Annotated in this window: 15 protein-coding genes; 5 read left to right on the top strand and 10 right to left on the bottom strand. The window is 72.5% G+C overall.

Translation table 11 applies throughout. The features are described from left to right. The first annotated feature begins 110 nt into the window (after positions 1-110). Both WIS52_RS06710 and WIS52_RS06705 read left to right on the top strand, forming a co-directional pair. A complete protein-coding gene (locus WIS52_RS06710) occupies positions 111-992 on the top strand; it encodes a ParA family protein (protein WP_349297239.1) in 882 nt (293 codons plus the stop codon). Next, positions 989-1,414: a hypothetical protein gene (locus tag WIS52_RS06705; RefSeq protein WP_349297238.1), complete on the top strand. Its 426-nt coding sequence runs from the start codon at positions 989-991 to the stop codon at positions 1,412-1,414. Before WIS52_RS06710 ends, WIS52_RS06705 begins: the two co-directional genes overlap by 4 nt. 6 nt (positions 1,415-1,420) lie before the next feature. Here the strand turns inward: WIS52_RS06705 and WIS52_RS06700 are convergent, their stop codons facing one another. The 7 genes from WIS52_RS06700 to WIS52_RS06670 all read right to left on the bottom strand — a co-directional run bounded on the left by WIS52_RS06700 (position 1,421) and on the right by WIS52_RS06670 (position 8,575). Continuing rightward, the gene (locus WIS52_RS06700; RefSeq protein WP_349297237.1) at positions 1,421-2,194 is read right to left on the bottom strand and encodes a hypothetical protein; all 774 of its coding nucleotides are present in this window, start codon (positions 2,192-2,194) and stop codon (positions 1,421-1,423) included. A gap of 144 nt (positions 2,195-2,338) precedes the next feature. Continuing rightward, positions 2,339-2,611, bottom strand: coding sequence for a hypothetical protein (locus WIS52_RS06695; protein ID WP_349297236.1), 273 nt, complete (start codon positions 2,609-2,611; stop codon positions 2,339-2,341). Then, the gene (locus WIS52_RS06690; protein WP_349297235.1) at positions 2,608-4,608 is read right to left on the bottom strand and encodes a DUF262 domain-containing protein; all 2,001 of its coding nucleotides are present in this window, start codon (positions 4,606-4,608) and stop codon (positions 2,608-2,610) included. The genes WIS52_RS06695 and WIS52_RS06690 overlap by 4 nt, the downstream gene beginning before the upstream one ends. A 130-nt stretch (positions 4,609-4,738) precedes the next feature. Beyond that, positions 4,739-6,421 carry a cytochrome bc1 complex cytochrome b subunit gene (gene qcrB / locus WIS52_RS06685; RefSeq protein ID WP_349297234.1) on the bottom strand — a complete coding sequence of 561 codons (1,683 nt, stop codon included), beginning with the start codon at positions 6,419-6,421 and terminating at the stop codon, positions 4,739-4,741. A 70-nt stretch (positions 6,422-6,491) separates the two neighbouring features. Continuing rightward, positions 6,492-7,484, bottom strand: a complete 993-nt coding sequence (locus WIS52_RS06680) for a phosphotransferase family protein (protein ID WP_349297233.1) — start codon at positions 7,482-7,484, stop codon at positions 6,492-6,494. 85 nt (positions 7,485-7,569) lie between these two features. Then, positions 7,570-7,827: a hypothetical protein gene (locus WIS52_RS06675; RefSeq protein ID WP_349297232.1), complete on the bottom strand. Its 258-nt coding sequence runs from the start codon at positions 7,825-7,827 to the stop codon at positions 7,570-7,572. A 31-nt stretch (positions 7,828-7,858) separates the two neighbouring features. Then, complete coding sequence (locus tag WIS52_RS06670; RefSeq protein WP_349297231.1) at positions 7,859-8,575, bottom strand: DUF3152 domain-containing protein; 717 nt, start codon at positions 8,573-8,575, stop codon at positions 7,859-7,861. Positions 8,576-8,645: 70 nt separating this feature from the next. Here WIS52_RS06670 and WIS52_RS06665 point away from each other — a divergent pair, with 70 nt between their 5' ends. Together WIS52_RS06665 and WIS52_RS06660 are read left to right on the top strand one after the other, a co-directional pair. Beyond that, positions 8,646-9,749 carry a DUF3500 domain-containing protein gene (locus tag WIS52_RS06665; RefSeq protein ID WP_349297230.1) on the top strand — a complete coding sequence of 368 codons (1,104 nt, stop codon included), beginning with the start codon at positions 8,646-8,648 and terminating at the stop codon, positions 9,747-9,749. 16 nt (positions 9,750-9,765) lie between these two features. Continuing rightward, positions 9,766-10,905: a DUF3500 domain-containing protein gene (locus WIS52_RS06660; RefSeq protein ID WP_349297229.1), complete on the top strand. Its 1,140-nt coding sequence runs from the start codon at positions 9,766-9,768 to the stop codon at positions 10,903-10,905. 10 nt (positions 10,906-10,915) lie between these two features. Here the strand turns inward: WIS52_RS06660 and WIS52_RS06655 are convergent, their stop codons facing one another. Next, a complete protein-coding gene (locus WIS52_RS06655) occupies positions 10,916-11,425 on the bottom strand; it encodes an Lrp/AsnC family transcriptional regulator (RefSeq protein ID WP_379611531.1) in 510 nt (169 codons plus the stop codon). Between the two features lie 29 nt (positions 11,426-11,454). Here WIS52_RS06655 and WIS52_RS06650 point away from each other — a divergent pair, with 29 nt between their 5' ends. After that, entirely contained in the window at positions 11,455-12,408 is a 954-nt protein-coding gene (locus tag WIS52_RS06650) for a sugar kinase (RefSeq protein ID WP_349297227.1), read from the top strand. Here the strand turns inward: WIS52_RS06650 and WIS52_RS06645 are convergent. Together WIS52_RS06645 and WIS52_RS06640 are read right to left on the bottom strand one after the other, a co-directional pair. Next, the gene (locus WIS52_RS06645) at positions 12,398-13,648 is read right to left on the bottom strand and encodes an FAD-dependent oxidoreductase (RefSeq protein WP_349297226.1); all 1,251 of its coding nucleotides are present in this window, start codon (positions 13,646-13,648) and stop codon (positions 12,398-12,400) included. The genes WIS52_RS06650 and WIS52_RS06645 overlap by 11 nt on opposite strands. A gap of 30 nt (positions 13,649-13,678) precedes the next feature. After that, positions 13,679-14,812 carry a serine hydrolase domain-containing protein gene (locus WIS52_RS06640; RefSeq protein WP_349297225.1) on the bottom strand — a complete coding sequence of 378 codons (1,134 nt, stop codon included), beginning with the start codon at positions 14,810-14,812 and terminating at the stop codon, positions 13,679-13,681. Between the last annotated feature and the right edge of the window lie 34 nt (positions 14,813-14,846).

Here is a 14,846-nt window from a genome sequence, read left to right as displayed (position 1 = left end):
TTGCCGGGCCGGGAGTCGGTTCGCGCAGTCCCTCGGTCAGCGGTGCCGCGGTGATCCGCACGGCGGAGATCATCGTGGCACCGCCCCGTCCGTACCCTGGAGGAGCAGCAGTGCAGATCGTCTCGGTGCTCAACCACAAGGGGGGCGTCGGAAAGACCACCTTGACGGCGAATCTCGGGGCAGGTCTGGCTGCACGCGGTAAGAAGGTCCTCCTGATCGACCTCGACCCCCAGGCCAGCCTGAGCCTCTCGTTCTTCACCAGTGAGGAGTGGTCGGTTCTTGCCGGCCGCACGATCAAGGACTGGCTCGTCCCCGACAGCGGCCTGGACGACATGAAGCCCCTTATCTCCAGTCCGCCGCGGGTCAACGATCGCCTCGGCTTCTCGTCCGGGTACCTCGACATGATCGTTGCCGATAATGATCTCGATCAGTTCAACGAACGGGCAATCGCGCGCACAGCGGCTGACCCGTCGACGTTCGCCGAGGTCCACGACCGGTTGCGGCACGGTCTGTCGATGCCGGCGATGGCGGAATACGACATCGTTCTGCTCGATTGCTCGCCGGGGTTCGACGCGCTCGGACGGTCCGCCGTCGCCGCGTGCGATCTGCTGCTGATCCCGACCCGGCCCGACTACCTGTCGACCAACGGGATCCAGTCCCTCGGAAAGAAGATCGTCGATTTCGTCGCCACCTTCAACAGCCACCGCGGGAAGCTGTCTCCGGTACGTCGCCCGGCGCCGTCCATCGTGTTCACCATGGTGCAGATGTACGGGGGACGGCCGATCGCCGACCAGCGTCCGTACATGGCCCAGGTGGTGACACCAAACCTGCCCGCCTTCGAGAGCATGATGAGTGACAGCAAGTCGGTGTACGGCCCAGCTCCGAACCACGGGGTTCCCGTGGTCCTCGGTGGGCTCGGCCGTGCGCAGACCCGTGAACTCCGTGAGATCGTCACCGAGCTCACCGAACGACTGGAGAACCTGGTCCCGTGACGTCCCCCGTACTCCTGGCCTCCTCCGCCCTGAAGAAGGCGTCGGAACTGCTGGCCGCGCTGACCGTGGAGCAGCTCGTCGATCTCGTCGAAGGCCGCGGCCGGCTGGTCTTCCAGTCAGGCGACAAGGTCGTGGCGTCCGGCCGGACGCGGCAGACCGGGGCCCGGTCGAAGCCGACGCCGGAACTGGACCTCCCGGTCGAGCTCGCGGCGATCGAGGCCCTCGACACCGCCGATCAGGTGTACGACCACCTCGTCGGCCGCAAATTCACCGTGCCGGTGCTACGCCGGATCGCGACGGCGATCGGGCCGCGGGTGTCGAGCTCCGGCCGCACCAAGGAGCAGATCCTCCGCAATATCGCCGAGGGTACGGCGGGGCACCGTCATCGGGTCGCTGCGATGGCGGGGGACTCCTGGGCCTGACCGCCGTCAGGATCGGGTGATCACCTCGTTGATCGCGCTGGTCAGCGTATCGATCCACTGGATCGCGTCGAGAGTTTCCTTATAGTTGATCGGGTTCCGCCCGCTGGGCTGGTCCGGGGCACTGTCGTACTCGTGGACGATCTTGTGGCGGCGCTGCGCGACCTCCGTCAGCCGGTCCTTCACGCTCGCGAGGGTGGAGTCCGTGCCCCCCGGTGCCTGCTCGTTGAGAACCTTGACCACACTCGGCCACAGCTTCGTCGTGGAGGGCAGCACGAGGCCGAAGCCCTCACCGATCGCCTCGTGCCCCTGGTAGGACTGCCGGCTGAACTTGCCGTCCAGGAAGTGCTCCGCGACGGCCTCAGCCACCGACCGGGTTCCGGACCGCACGTCGTCGAGGACGGCGAACGGTATCTCCTTCCTGCGCAATCGGTCCGGCACTGCCGTGCCGTCCTCTGCGACGAGGTCCAAGATGCGGGCCCGGACCTCCTGGGCCACCCACCAGTCCAGGGCGGTGACGGCCTGCGTCCACGCCGCGCGGAACATGTCGTCGGGATCGAACGAGCCGGCCTGCAGCCTGTTCAGAAGGTTTCCCGCTTCGGCGAGACTGCGCGCGTACTCGAGGTTGCGACGGAGGTTGTCGGCCGGCCCATCGCCGGTCGTGGCGAACGCATGGGCGACGTTGTCCGGCTCACGGCGTGTGGCGGGAGCCCGACCGATCTCCCGCAGGCGGTCGGCGGATCCAGGCGCGCCGATCTTCGCGATCACCGAGAACGCAGGCATGGGGAGCAGGTCGTCGTCGACCGCGCGCCGTGGGACCCCTCCCGACAGCCACTGGACGGTCCGGGAATGTGGTGGAGTACCCGGACCCGCGCCGGCCTCGTGCCGGTAATCGCCGGTGACGACTCCGATCGCGATGTCCTGCGACTATTCGCGGTGCAGGGCGATCACGTCACCGGGGCGTACCAGGTCGCGGAACGCGCGTAGCTGTACAGCCGTCGCCTTGCGGGTACGGGGAGACTGGTCGGGGTATACACGGTCGACAACGGCGCGGATCTCCTTCTCCCCGCTCACCTCGCCGAGGTCGCCGATCCGCCGCCAGCCCAGACCGACGAGACCACGGCGCATCTCGGCGGTGAAGAAGGCGTCGCCGGCCCCGGCACGGAGCGCCCACGCGGTGGGCTCGTGCGGGGCGCTCACCGGCACACCGCCAGGTCGAGCGGCGCACGCTCACCGTTCCACGGCGTGTGCACCGTGTCGGGCATCCGGCCCGGAGCTCGGGCGCTCCGGCGCCGGTCCTCCAGTACCCGGCGCCACAGATCGGCGGGACCGGTCACGTCGTAGGGTCCGATGGCGACGGTGACGGCGTCGCCCTCGACGGCCACGTCGACCGGGACGCTCTGGCCGGCGATCTCGATGTCGCTGGCCACCCGCGTGTCCACGACGGCCGAGATCGCGGCGTCGAGCTCGCCGGCGTCGGTCACGCCGCTCCACTCGAGTCCGGGACCGGCCGCCACGAACCGCAGCACACCGGGATCCCACGCACTGCCGTAGTGGACCGCCGTCAGCGTGGGGCCACCGGAACCTCCCGCATCGGGGAACCGTCCCACCCATTCCGGTTCGAAGTGGTCGAGAAGGTCGTTGATCGCCCCCGCGAGCTCGGCCCGGCGGGCGGCGAGGAAGTCCTCGACCCGCTCCGGTCCGTGCAGTTCCGGGTCGGTCGGGATGCAGTGTGCCGAGAGGGCTGGGGTGCCCAGCTCGGCAAGATGATCGGCGGTGGAGGCGGCGGCGGAGAGCGCTGCCGCCGATTCCATGGAGACGAAGACGTGATTGGCGAGCTCTGCGGCCAGCGGTCGGTGCCGTGAGGCCAGGGCCCGGGTGGGATGAAGTCGGTGCTGGGCCATGGCGTGCGGCAGGTTCGGCGACAACAGCTCGGTCCCGTGCCACCAGTCGCGGGCTCCCCGACGGCGTACCGCCAGCAGGGCGAGGAAAGCGTGCCGACCATCCTTGGTCCGGCCGCTCAGTGTCTCGGCGGTCACGCGAGGGCGCCCCTGGTGTATTAGGAGCCGGCCGAGTAGTGCCCGGACCGGATCGGCTTCGCGTGCCGCCTGGATGTCGCGTCCGAGCAGGGTGTCGGTCGAACCGCTGTAGCGCGAGGTCGCCATCGCGACCAACAGCCAGTAGAGGATGCCGTCCGTGGTCTGCTCGTCGAGGCGGTCCGCAGGCCGCTCGCCGAGCAGTACGACCAGCGGTATCAGAGCGATCATCGAAGGCAGCACGTCCGAGCGGGTCACCCCGAGCGTGTCGCGCAGTAACGGGATGAGCCGGGCCAATCCGGTCCGGACGGTCTCCCACCCGTCGTCGAGCTGGGCATCGGTCGCCCCTGCGAGCTTGCCGTGCGACCAGGCCGACAGTCCCCGGCCCAGTACAGCTCCGGTAAAGGCCCGGGAAAGGAAGTTCACGTCGATCCCGCCGAACCCCATCTCCCGCCAGCGGTCGGCCTCCGCCTCCAACTGACGCAGTGTGCCCCGCCGCCGCGACGACAACGTGGCGGTCGCGAGGTCCAGGGTGTTCAGGCGCCGCCCGGCGCTATTGACCCGGACGAAGATCTCGGCGATCTCTTCGTAGGGAAAGTCCTTGAGGATCTCCAGATGGAACGAGCGCTCACCGAGATTGCGGACCCGGGTGATGCGTCGCTCGATCTCACGCTCGTCGAGCTCAAGGCCGGCGTCCAGCAGCCCTCTCAGGATGCCGAGCATGCTCGAGTCGGGGCTGACGAGGTCGTAGACCTTCACCCAGCGAGCATCAGCACGCGTGGTTGCGGACTGGTTCTGAAATCGCTGCTCGCCGACGTGGAAGACGACCTGTGCGTCCCGCTGGTCGGTGAACACCCGGTGTAGGGACGTTAGGCGTTGCTGGCCGTCGAGCAGATACAGCGGGGCGCGCATCGCAGCATGTTGAGGTGCCTTCACCGCCATGCTCCGGCGCGCGGGATCGCTGTCGGTCTGCCAGAACAGCAGTGAACCCAGCGGGTACCCGCGGTAGAGCGAGTCGACGAGCTTCGCCACGTGCGGTGGCTTCCAGACATAGTCCCGCTGGAGTTCGGGCAGCCGGATTTCCCCAGCCGAGATCTGAGACATCAACTCGCTGATCTGGCGCTCGGTCTTCTCGACGTGCATGACAGCGGGCAACTCCACGACTCGTGAGCGTGACGTCGGCGAACGTCGTCGCGCACTTTACGGTCGTGTATGAACCTGACGTCACCGGCGCGCGCACAGTGGACCCGTCCGGAGTAGCTCGATCAAGTGTCGGGCCGCCGCGTCACCGTCAGGGCTGCTGCGGCCGCCCGCCGTCGTCGGGCCGACCGGCCAGCTCCCGGGGCGCGGCGTGCCGCTCCTCGCTCTCGGCGAGCTCCTGGTCGTACGCCTCGTGCCGCGCCTCGTCCAGCGCCCGGGTCTCCTCGGCCGGGTCCGGGCGGAACAGCGACCCCGGCACCGACGTGCCGGCCAGCCCCAGCTGGTTCATCCGCTTCGGCACCGAGGTGCCCTGGTACTCCAGCGGGATGGCGTGGCCGTGCTCGTCGATCCCGGCCAGCGGCTGGTGCACCTCGATGAACTCGCCGTGCGGCAGCCGCCGGATGATGCCGGTCTCCATGCCGTGCTCCAGCACCGCACGGTCCGACTTCTGCAGGCTCAGGCACCAGCGGTAGGCCACGAAGTAGACGATCGGCGGCAGCAGGAGCAGCAGCAGGCGTCCGGCCCAGGTGGTGGCGTTGAGCGAGACGTGGAAGAAGTAGGCGACCCAGTCGTTGAAGCTCGAGATCACCAGGACCAGGTAGAAGGCGATCGCCATCGCGCCGAAGCTGGTCCGGACGGGCACGTCGCGGGGCCGCTGGAGCAGGTTGTGCAGTGCGTCGTCCCCGGTGAACCGTCGCTCGATGGACGGGTACGACGCGGCCAGCACGAACAGCACCAGCAGGAAGGCCGCCGTCGGCAGGAACGGCGAGGGGATCGTGTAGGTGCCGAACAGGTAGAACTCCCACGGCGGGAAGATCCGCGCCATGCCGTCGGACCACATCATGTAGAAGTCCGGCTGGGAGCCGGCCGAGACCTGGGAGGCGTCGTAGGGGCCGAGGTGCCAGATCGGGTTGATCTGGAACAGCCCCGAGATCACCGCCAGCACACCGGCGACGACGGCGAAGAACGCGCCGCCCTTCGCCGCGAACTGCGGCATGATCCGCACCCCGACGACGTTGCGCTCGGTCCGGCCGGCCGCCGGGAACTGGGTGTGCTTCTGGTACCAGACCAGCCCGAGGTGCACGGCGATCAGCGCCAGGATCAGCCCGGGCAGGATCAGCACGTGGATGATGTAGAACCGCGGGATGATCTCCGTCCCGGGGAACTCGCCGCCGAACAGCGCCCACTGCACCCAGGTGCCCATGATCGGCACGGACATCGTGATGCCCGAGGCGATGCGGAGCCCCACGCCGGAGAGCAGGTCGTCGGGCAGCGAGTAGCCGCTGAACCCCTCGAACGTCCCGAGCAGGATCAGCGCGATCCCGATCAGCCAGTTCGTCTCCCGCGGCTTGCGGAAGGCCCCGGTGAAGAACACCCGGAACATGTGCACGACCATCGCGGCCATGAACAGCAGCGCCGACCAGTGGTGCAGTTGCCGCATGAACAGCCCGCCGCGGACCTCGAACGAGATCTGCAGCGCGGACTCGTACGCCCGGGACATCGACACGCCCCGCAGCGGGTCGTACGGCCCGTTGTAGACGACCTCGGCCATCGACGGGTCGAAGAACAGCGCCAGGTAGGTCCCCGACAGCAGCAGGATGATGAAGCTGTACAGGGCGACCTCGCCCAGCATGAACGACCAGTGCGTCGGGAAGACCTTGTTGAACTGCTTGCGCAGCCCGGCCGCGGGGTGGACGCGCTGGTCGAGCTCGTCCAGCGCACCGGCGAGGCGCCCCGGTCGATGGCCCGGGGTGGAGTTCGTGGCCGGACTCATCCTGCCCCCTCACGGTGCAACGTTGCAGGTTGCACCGCCGATGGTCCTTCTACCGGGGGTAGATCGCAACTCAGCCCGGGAAGTCCTCCAGGTCGGCGAGGGTCTGCCGGAGCCCGTCCCAGGCGGTGACGCTGTCGCCGTCGTCGGCGTGCGGGCCGCGGAACCAGAGCAGGAACTCCCCGAGGTCGGTCAGCCGCCAGCGCAGCCGGTAGAGCCGCAGCGCGGCCGGGTCGGGTACGACGCCGGTGAGTCCGGCGTAGCCCTCGACCACGTCCGGGTCGCTGCCGACCACCGCCAGGTCCCGTTCGGGCACGCCGAGCCCGACGGTGTCCCAGTCGACCAGCGCGAACCCGTCGTCGCGGCGCAGCAGGTTCCCCGGGTGCGGCTCCCCGTGCGTGACGACCCGGGGCCGCCCGGCCGCGTGCACCCGGCCGATGAGCTCGTCGGCCTCCGCCAGCCGGGCGCGGACGGCCGCCACGTAGGTGGTCAGCGCCTCCCGGGCCGGTTCGGAGAACCGTCCGGCGGTCCACGGGGTGCCGAGCTCGGCCAGCGCGTCCTCGATCTCCTTGCGGTCTCCGACCTCGGGCGAGTGCGACGGCGTCGACGCGGGCGGGGGCGCCTCGTGCAGCCGGGCGAGCAGGGTGAGCACGTCGTCGCGGTCGGTGGCCGGCAGTTCCGTGTAGAAGTCGAACGTCGCGGCGTCGATCCGGTCGAACACGGTGAGCGCCCAGCGCCCGTCCAGGTCGGCGACCGGTTCCCCGTCGAGCGACGGCCGCGGCGCGACGACGAACTCCAGCCCGCCGGCGTCGCGCAGCTCGGTCGCGGTCCGCAGCGCGGCCCGGTAGCCGGCCAGCGCCGTCGCCGGGGTGTCGCCGCACTGCGGTTTGTCCGCGAGGTCGGACACCTTCACGAACCACTGCCGGCCGTCGGTGCCGGTCGCCTCCCAGTGGTAGTCGCCGAAGCCGACGGCGCGGTACCGCAGGGCGGAGGCCTCGATGCCGTGGTGCCGGCGCAGGCCGGCGCGCAGGTCGTCGTCGGTGAAGCCGGCCGGGCGGTTCTCCATGGCCGGGCATGCTGGCAGAGCCGGGAGGCCGGCACCCAGCCGATTACCGGGTCGGGCGATGTACCGGGTCAGGTCCTGTACCGGCTCAGGCCCCGCCGCGCAGCGCGTCCCGGATCTGCTCGAGCACCACGGTCTGGTCGCGCACCGCACCGATCAGCGCGGTGATCTGGTCGTCGCCGTGCCGCATCTCCTGGTACAGCGCGCTGACGGCGTAGGCGGTCGCGGCGGTGTGCCCGTCGGTCGCCTCGGGGTAGTCCTTCGCCCGGTCGGCCGCGGTGAGCAGGTCGAGAGCGTGCTCGATGACGTGCTGACCGCTCTCGCGGTGACTCTGCGGTTCGGGCATGCGGGCGATCGTACCCATTTCGGGTGAACGGTCAGCGTGGCCAGGAGTACGGCGTGCACCCGTCCAGACCGAGGGTCTGCTGCTGCATCACCGGCGCCGGCTCACCCGGTCCGGGGCAGGGCTCGTGGCGGTGCCCCAGCCAGTGCCCGACCTCGTGGTTGACCAGGTAGCGCCGGTAGCCGGTGAGGTCGTCGGCGTAGTCCGGGGTGCCGGTCACCCAGCGCTCCAGGTTGACCACGACCTTCTCACCGTTGCGGCAGGACAGCCTCCCCGCCGTGTCCAGCGGGGCGCACAGCTCGTCCGCCAGCGCCGGTGTGACCAGCAGGACCTGCAGCGGCGCGGGCCCCTCGGTGTGGACGAACCCCATCGAGCCGTCGCCGCCCCAGGACCGTGGGTCGTTCAGCACGGCGGCGACGTAGCTCGCGAAGGCCGCTCCGTCGACGTCGATCCCCTGCTCGATCTCGACCCGCATCGGCACCGTGCGCTCCCGGTCCGGTGGCGTGGGGGCCTGCTCGGGCTCGGGCACCGGCACGGTCTCCCCGGCGCCGGACTGCGGGACGTCGTGCCCGCGCAGGCCCGCGGTGCGGTCGGCCTCGGCGACCGGCGGCGGCGGGGGAGGCTCGGGTGCGGCGGTCGCCTCACCGGCGGGCGGTCCCGGGGCGGGCACCGGTGCCGGGGGGCCGCAGGCGCACAGCATCCCGGCCACCGCCGTCGCCACCGCGTACCGCACGGCCCCCCGCCGTCCCATCGCGCCAGAGTCGCAGAGATCGCCGCCCTGCTCGACCGCTGACGCCGAACGGGCGACTACCGTCGGGCGGGTGACGACGGAGGTGGGGGCGGGGCGCGCCACGGCGGCCGGGGCGATGGCCGAGGCCGCGACGGACTGGCTGGGTGCCCTGGGCCCGGACCTGCTCGGCACCGCGCACGCCGCCGGTCCCGGCGCCGACACCGCGACCGACGCCGAGCGGCGGCGCTGGTTCTACACCCCGACCGACCACGGCGGGCTGACGCTGCACGACCAGGCCCCGGCCCAGCAGCAGCGCGCCATGCGGCTGGTCGCGAGCGGGCTGTCCACCGCCGGCTACGTCACCGTCGCCGGGATCATGGGGCTGGAGAACGTGCTCGACCTGGCCGAGGGCTTCGGCTCGCGGCCGTACCGGGAGCGGTTCCGCGACCCGGGGCTCTACCACCTGCGGGTGTTCGGCGACCCCGGATCGCGGGTCTGGGGCTGGCGGTTCGGCGGGCACCACGTGTCGCTGAACAATCTCGTCGTCGACGGCGAGGTGGTCGCGACGACGCCGTGTTTCCTCGGCGCCAACCCGGCGACGTCCCCGCTGCTCGGTGGTGGTGTGCAACGCCCGCTCGGCACCGCCGAGGACCTCGCCCGCGACATCGTCCGGGGGCTGCCCGCGGAGCTGGCCGAGCGTGCCGTGCTGCTGGAACGGGCACCGTCGGACCTGGTGACCTCGAACCGGACGCTGGTGGCCCCCGGCGACCGGCCGATCCCGGTGCCCGGCCGGCGGGAGAGCACCGCCGAGCAGCGGCCCCCGGCCGAGGGTCCGGTCGCCGACGCCGTCGCGCTGACCGCGACCCCGCAGGGCGTCCCGGCCAGCGCACTCGACGACGCCGGACGCGAGCGGCTGCGGCTGCTGCTGTCCGCCTACCTGGACCGCGTCCCCGCCGGGGTGTCGCCGTCGGCCCGCTACGACGACGACGCCGCCCTCGACGAGGTGCACCTGGCCTGGGCCGGGTCGACCGAACCCGGTGCCCCGCACTACTACCGGCTGCAGGGCCCGCGGCTGCTGATCGAGTGGGACAACACCCAGTCCGACGCGAACCACGCGCACTCGGTGTGGCGGGACCCGGAGTCGGACTTCGGGCTGGACTCGCTCGGCGAGCACGTGGCCTTCGCGCACCGCTGACCTACCCTTCTGCACCATGGTGGACTCCCGGGAGACCGCGAACGCGATGGCCGAGGCGGCCGCCGCCTGGCTCGACACGCTGACCGCCGGCCAGCTGGAGACCGCCACCGGGCACGTCCCGGCGGCCGACGCCGGCACCGACGCCGAACGCCGCCGCTGGTTCTACACCCCGACCGACCACGGTGGACTGTCCTTCCACGAGCAGTTGCCGCCGCAGCAGCGGGCCGCGATGCGGCTGCTCTCGACCGGCCTGTCCCGGGCCGGCTACGTCACGGTCGCGACCGTGATGGGCCTGGAGAACGTCCTCGACCACACCGAGGGCTTCGCGGTGATGTTCGACCGCACCCGGGGCAGGGACCCGCAGATGTACTACCTGCGGGTGTTCGGCGACCCGGGGTCGGGGACCTGGGGCTGGCGGTTCGGCGGGCACCACGTGTCGGTCAACGTGCTGGTCCTCGACGGCGAGGTGGTCGCGACGACGCCGTCCTTCCTCGGCGCCGACCCGGCCACCTCCGAGCTGCTGGGGGACGCCACGCTGCGCCCGCTGGGCCGGGCCGAGGACCTGGCCCGTGAGCTCGTCCGCTCGCTGCCCGCCGAGCTGCGCGACCGGGCGGTGCTGCTCGGCAAGGCACCCCCGGACCTGATCGCCGGCAACCGCACCGATCCGGCGGAGGGGGACAGCTGGGTCCCGCTCGACGGGATCTGGCGGGGGAGGTTCTCGAGCGACGAGCAACAGGCGGCGCTCGAGGCGACGAGCGACGGCATCGAGGAGCAGGCCGGGTTCACCGGCACCGAGAAGGACGCCGTGCTGCTCAGCCACCGTCCGCGGGGTGTGCCGGGGTCCGATCTGGACACCGGGCAGCGCGAGCTGCTGCGCGCCCTGCTCGGCAGCTACCTGCGGCGGGTCCCGGACGCGCTCTCGCCGATCGCCCGCTACGACGACGATGCCGCGCTCGACGCCGTCCACCTGGCCTGGGCCGGGCCCACCGAGCCCGGTGCCGGGCACTACTACCGCCTGCAGGGCCCGGAACTGCTGATCGAGTGGGACAACACCCAGCGCGACGCGAACCACGCGCACTCGGTCTGGCGGGACCCGTCGCGGGACTTCGGGCTCGACCTGCTGGGCGCGCACCGGAGGGCGCACCACCTGCGGTGAGTCGTGCCGGTCAGTCCCGGTAGGCCGGTGCCCGGCTCGGTGTCTCCCGCCGGCGGTCCGCCAGCAGCGGACGCCACCGCGGCGCGACCAGGGTGGACAGCACGACGACGCTGGTCGAGCGGGCCACCAGCGGGGAGCGTCCGAGCGCGAGCAGGGTCGCCTGCAGGTCCTCGTGCGACGACGCGGCCAGCCGGCACAGCACGTCCGACGACCCGGTCGTCGCGTACGCCTCGATGACCGCCGGCAGCGCGGCCAGCGCCTCGGCGACGTCGTCGAGCTCGCCCTGGGCGATCTCCAGGGTCACGAACGCCTGCACCCCGAAGCCGGCCGCCGGGAGGTCGACGTCCGGGCCGTAGCCGGTGACGACGCCGGCCCGCTCCAGCCGGTCCAGCCGCGCCTGCACCGTGCCCCGGGCGACCCGCAGCCGGCGGGAGAGCTCCAGCACCCCGGCCCGCGGATGGTCGGCGACGGCGCCGAGCAGGTCGACGTCGAGGGCGTCCAGCGCGATCTGCTCGGCCACGGTGGGCGAGTGTAGGAGCATGGCCCACCGTGATCACCTCTGCGCGCGCCGTCTGCCTCGGCGAGACCATGGGCCTGCTCGCCGCGACCTCGGTCGGCCGGCTCTCGCACGTCGGCGAGATGGCCCTGGGCATCGGCGGCGCGGAGAGCAACGTGGCGGTCGCGCTGTCCCGGCTCGGGGTGCCGACGGCCTGGACCGGCCGGCTCGGCGCCGACGCGATCGGCGACCGGGTGGTGCGCGAGCTGACCGCCGAGGGGATCGTGGTGCACGCCGTCCGCGACCCGGACGCGCCCACCGGGCTGATGCTCAAGGAGCGGCTGCCGGGCGGGCGGGTCCGCGTCTGGTACCACCGGAAGCACGCCTCCGGGGCCCGGCTCGTTCCGTCCGATGTGGACGCCGAGCTGGTCGCAGGTGCCGAGCTGCTGCACGTCACCGGGATCTCCCCGGCGCTGGGGGAGGGGCCCGGTGCCGCCGCGCGGCACGCCGTCGCGCTCGCCCACGAGGCCGGCACGCTGGTCTCGGTGGACGTCAACCACCGCTCCGCGCTGTGGTCCGACGAGGCCGCCGCGCCCGCGCTGCGCGCGCTGGCCGCCTCGGCCGACCTGCTCTACGCCGGCGACGACGAGGCACGCCTGACCCTGGGTGTGGCCTGGACCGACCCGGAGCGCCTCGCCCGCGGGCTGGCCGAGCTGGGGCCGTCCGAGGTCGTGATCAAGCAGGGTGCCGAGGGTGCGCTGGCGCTGCACGGCGGCACCGTCCTGGCCGAGCCGGCCGTGCCGGTGGAGGTGGTCGACCCGGTCGGTGCCGGGGACGCCTTCGTCGGCGCGCACCTGGCCGGGCGGCTGGCCGGCGACGGGCCGGCCGCCCGGCTGCGGGCCGCCGTCACCGCCGGGGCACTGCTGTGCACGGTGCCCGGCGACTGGGAGGCGCTGCCCTTCCCCGACGACCTGGCGGCCTTCGGCGGGCCGGACGTCACCCGCTGACCGGCACCGGCTCGCGCCGGGCGAACCCGGGCGCGCGCTCCGGGCGGACCCCGACGCCGACGATGTAGGCCGGCACGATCCGCAGCGCCGGGAACCGCGTGGTGAGCCGCAGGATCGTCGTCGGAGGGCCGCCCTCCCCGGCCAGCGCGGGGGCCGCGACGGCGCGGTGCATGAGCCGCTGCAGCCCCTGCACCACCAGGGTCGGCAGCAGCCGGCGGCGGCGCACCCCCGCCAGGTCGTCGGCCGAGACCGAGCCGCGGGCCAGCGGCGCGGCGAGCAGGGTCGCGGTGGCGACGGCGTCCTGCACGGCCAGGTTGATACCGACCCCGCCGATCGGGGACATGGCGTGCGCGGCGTCGCCGATGCACAGCAGCCCGTCGATGTTCCAGCGGCGGAGCCGGTTCAGCCGCACGTCGAGATGCTTGACCTCGTCCATCGACTCCAGCGCGTCCATCCGGTCGGCGAACTGCGGGATCAGCTCGGCGACGTCGGCCCGGAAGGCGTCCAGGCCGCGGGCGCGCAGCTCGGCGTCGGTGCCCTTGCGGCCCAGGTAGGCGATCTGGAAGTAGCCCTCGCGCGGGATGACGACGGCGAACCGGCCCTTCCCGATCCGCGGGGTGAGCGCCTCGGAGGTCTCGTGCGCGTGCCGGGGCAGCCGGAACCACCAGGTGTCGATCGGGACCTCGTACTCGGTCATCGGCAGCCCGGAGGCCGCGCGCAGCACCGAGTGCCGGCCGTCGCAGGCCACGGTGAGGTCGGCCCGCAGCTCGCCCTCGGTCCCGTCGGCGGTCCGGTAGCGGACCCCGACGACCCGAAGCCCGTCGTGCAGCGCGCCGGTCACCTCGGTGTCCATCCGGACGGTGAGCGTGGGTTCCGCGCGGCCGGCGTCGGCGAGCAGGTCGAGCAGGTCCCACTGCGGGACCATCGCGATGTACGGGTGGCGCACGCCGAGGCGGGCCAGCCGGGAGAACTCGCCGACGGTCCCGTAGTTCCGGCCGTCGCCGACAGGGATCTGGACCTGGGTGATCCGGCTCTGCGGCAGCGCGGCGAACCGCGGGCCGAGCCCGAGGTCGTCGAGCAGTTGCAGCGTCGTCGGGTGCACGGTGTCCCCGCGGAAGTCGCGCAGGAAGTCACCGTGCTTCTCCAGCACCGTCACCTCGACGCCGGCCCGGGCGAGCAGCAGCCCGAGCATCATCCCGGCCGGTCCGCCCCCGACCACACAGCACGTCGTCCGCTCCATCGCGACCACCTCATTTCAACTGGTGTTGAATTAGCGTACTCCCGTCCCGCCGTGGGCCGCAGCCCGGAACGCGTGCAGCAGGCCGGGGCCCTCCGGGCCGGTCCACATGACCTGGGTCAGCAGCAGGCTGGTCACCCCGGTCCGCGGGTCGGACCGCCACCCGGTGCCCAGGCCGCCGTCCCAGCCGTAGCGGCCGTCCGGACCGACGCAGAGACCGAGTCCCCATCCGGCGCCGTCGAGGAACATCCGGGCGTCGGTGCGCTGCGCGGCGGTCAAGTGGTCGGTGGTCAGCTCGGCGACCGTGCCGGCGGACAGGACCGGTCCGCCGCCGTCGCGCAGCATGCGGGTGAAGGCCACCAGGTCGTCGAGGGTGGAGACCAGGCCGGCCGCGCCGGACGGGAACTCCGGCGGGGTGGCCCAGGCGCCGTCCACCGGGTCGAACACCTCGACGCCGTCGCCGGAGGCCGCCACGAGCTGGGGGACGAACCGGTCCCGGGACCCCGGCGGGACGCAGAAGCCGGTGTCGCGCATGCCGAGCGGGCCGAACACGCGCTCGTCGAGCAGGGCGGGGAGGTCGTGGCCGGCGGCGCGGGCCAGCAGCACGCCGAGCAGGTCCGCCGAGGTCTGGTAGAGCCAGCGCCCGCCCGGCTGGGCGATCAGCGGGATGGCCGCGAGGCGGCGCAGCCACTCGTCGGGGGCGGGCAGCGGGTAGCGGCCGGGCGGCCCGTCGCTGCCCAGCAGGGCGTCGGCGTGGGCACGCTGGACCGGCAGGTCGAACGACGGCCGGGGGAGCATCCCGACGCCGGTGCGGAAGGTGAGGAGGTCGGCGACCGTGATCGCGCGCCGGGCCGGGACGGTGTCGGTGAGCTCCGCAGCCTCGTCCCGGAGCACCCGGGGCCCGGCGAGCTCGGGCAGCCAGCGGGTGACCGGGGAGTCGAGGTCGAGCAGTCCCTCCTCGACCAGGCTCAGCGCGGCGACCGCGACGACCGGTTTGGTGATCGAGGCGATCCGGACGATCGTGTCCCGGCGCAAGGGCGTCCCGGTCGCGCCGTCGTCGCCCAGGACGTGCAGCTCCGGATCACGTCCCGGACGGTCGACAGCGGCGATCAGGCCGGGAACGGCGCCCTTCCGGACGGCGCCGGCCAGGACCTCGGTTGTGTTCACACGACGGTCGACCGGGCGGCCGCCCGGAACTGAT

Source organism: Pseudonocardia nematodicida, from assembly GCF_040105385.1.
GTDB lineage: Bacteria > Actinomycetota > Actinomycetes > Mycobacteriales > Pseudonocardiaceae > Pseudonocardia > Pseudonocardia nematodicida.
The sequence above is the reverse complement of the archived record's forward strand: the minus strand, read 5'-3'. Positions and strand labels throughout refer to the sequence as shown.

Coding starts and splice junctions, on each gene's coding strand:
- WIS52_RS06675 (WP_349297232.1), bottom strand. CDS start 7,827: ATGCCCGAACCGCAGAGTCACCGCGAGAGCGGTCAGCACGTCATCGAG.
- qcrB (WP_349297234.1), bottom strand. CDS start 6,421: ATGAGTCCGGCCACGAACTCCACCCCGGGCCATCGACCGGGGCGCCTC.
- WIS52_RS06700 (WP_349297237.1), bottom strand. CDS start 2,194: ATGCCTGCGTTCTCGGTGATCGCGAAGATCGGCGCGCCTGGATCCGCC.
- WIS52_RS06645 (WP_349297226.1), bottom strand. CDS start 13,648: ATGGAGCGGACGACGTGCTGTGTGGTCGGGGGCGGACCGGCCGGGATG.
- WIS52_RS06670 (WP_349297231.1), bottom strand. CDS start 8,575: ATGGGACGGCGGGGGGCCGTGCGGTACGCGGTGGCGACGGCGGTGGCC.
- WIS52_RS06660 (WP_349297229.1), top strand. CDS start 9,766: ATGGTGGACTCCCGGGAGACCGCGAACGCGATGGCCGAGGCGGCCGCC.
- WIS52_RS06680 (WP_349297233.1), bottom strand. CDS start 7,484: ATGGAGAACCGCCCGGCCGGCTTCACCGACGACGACCTGCGCGCCGGC.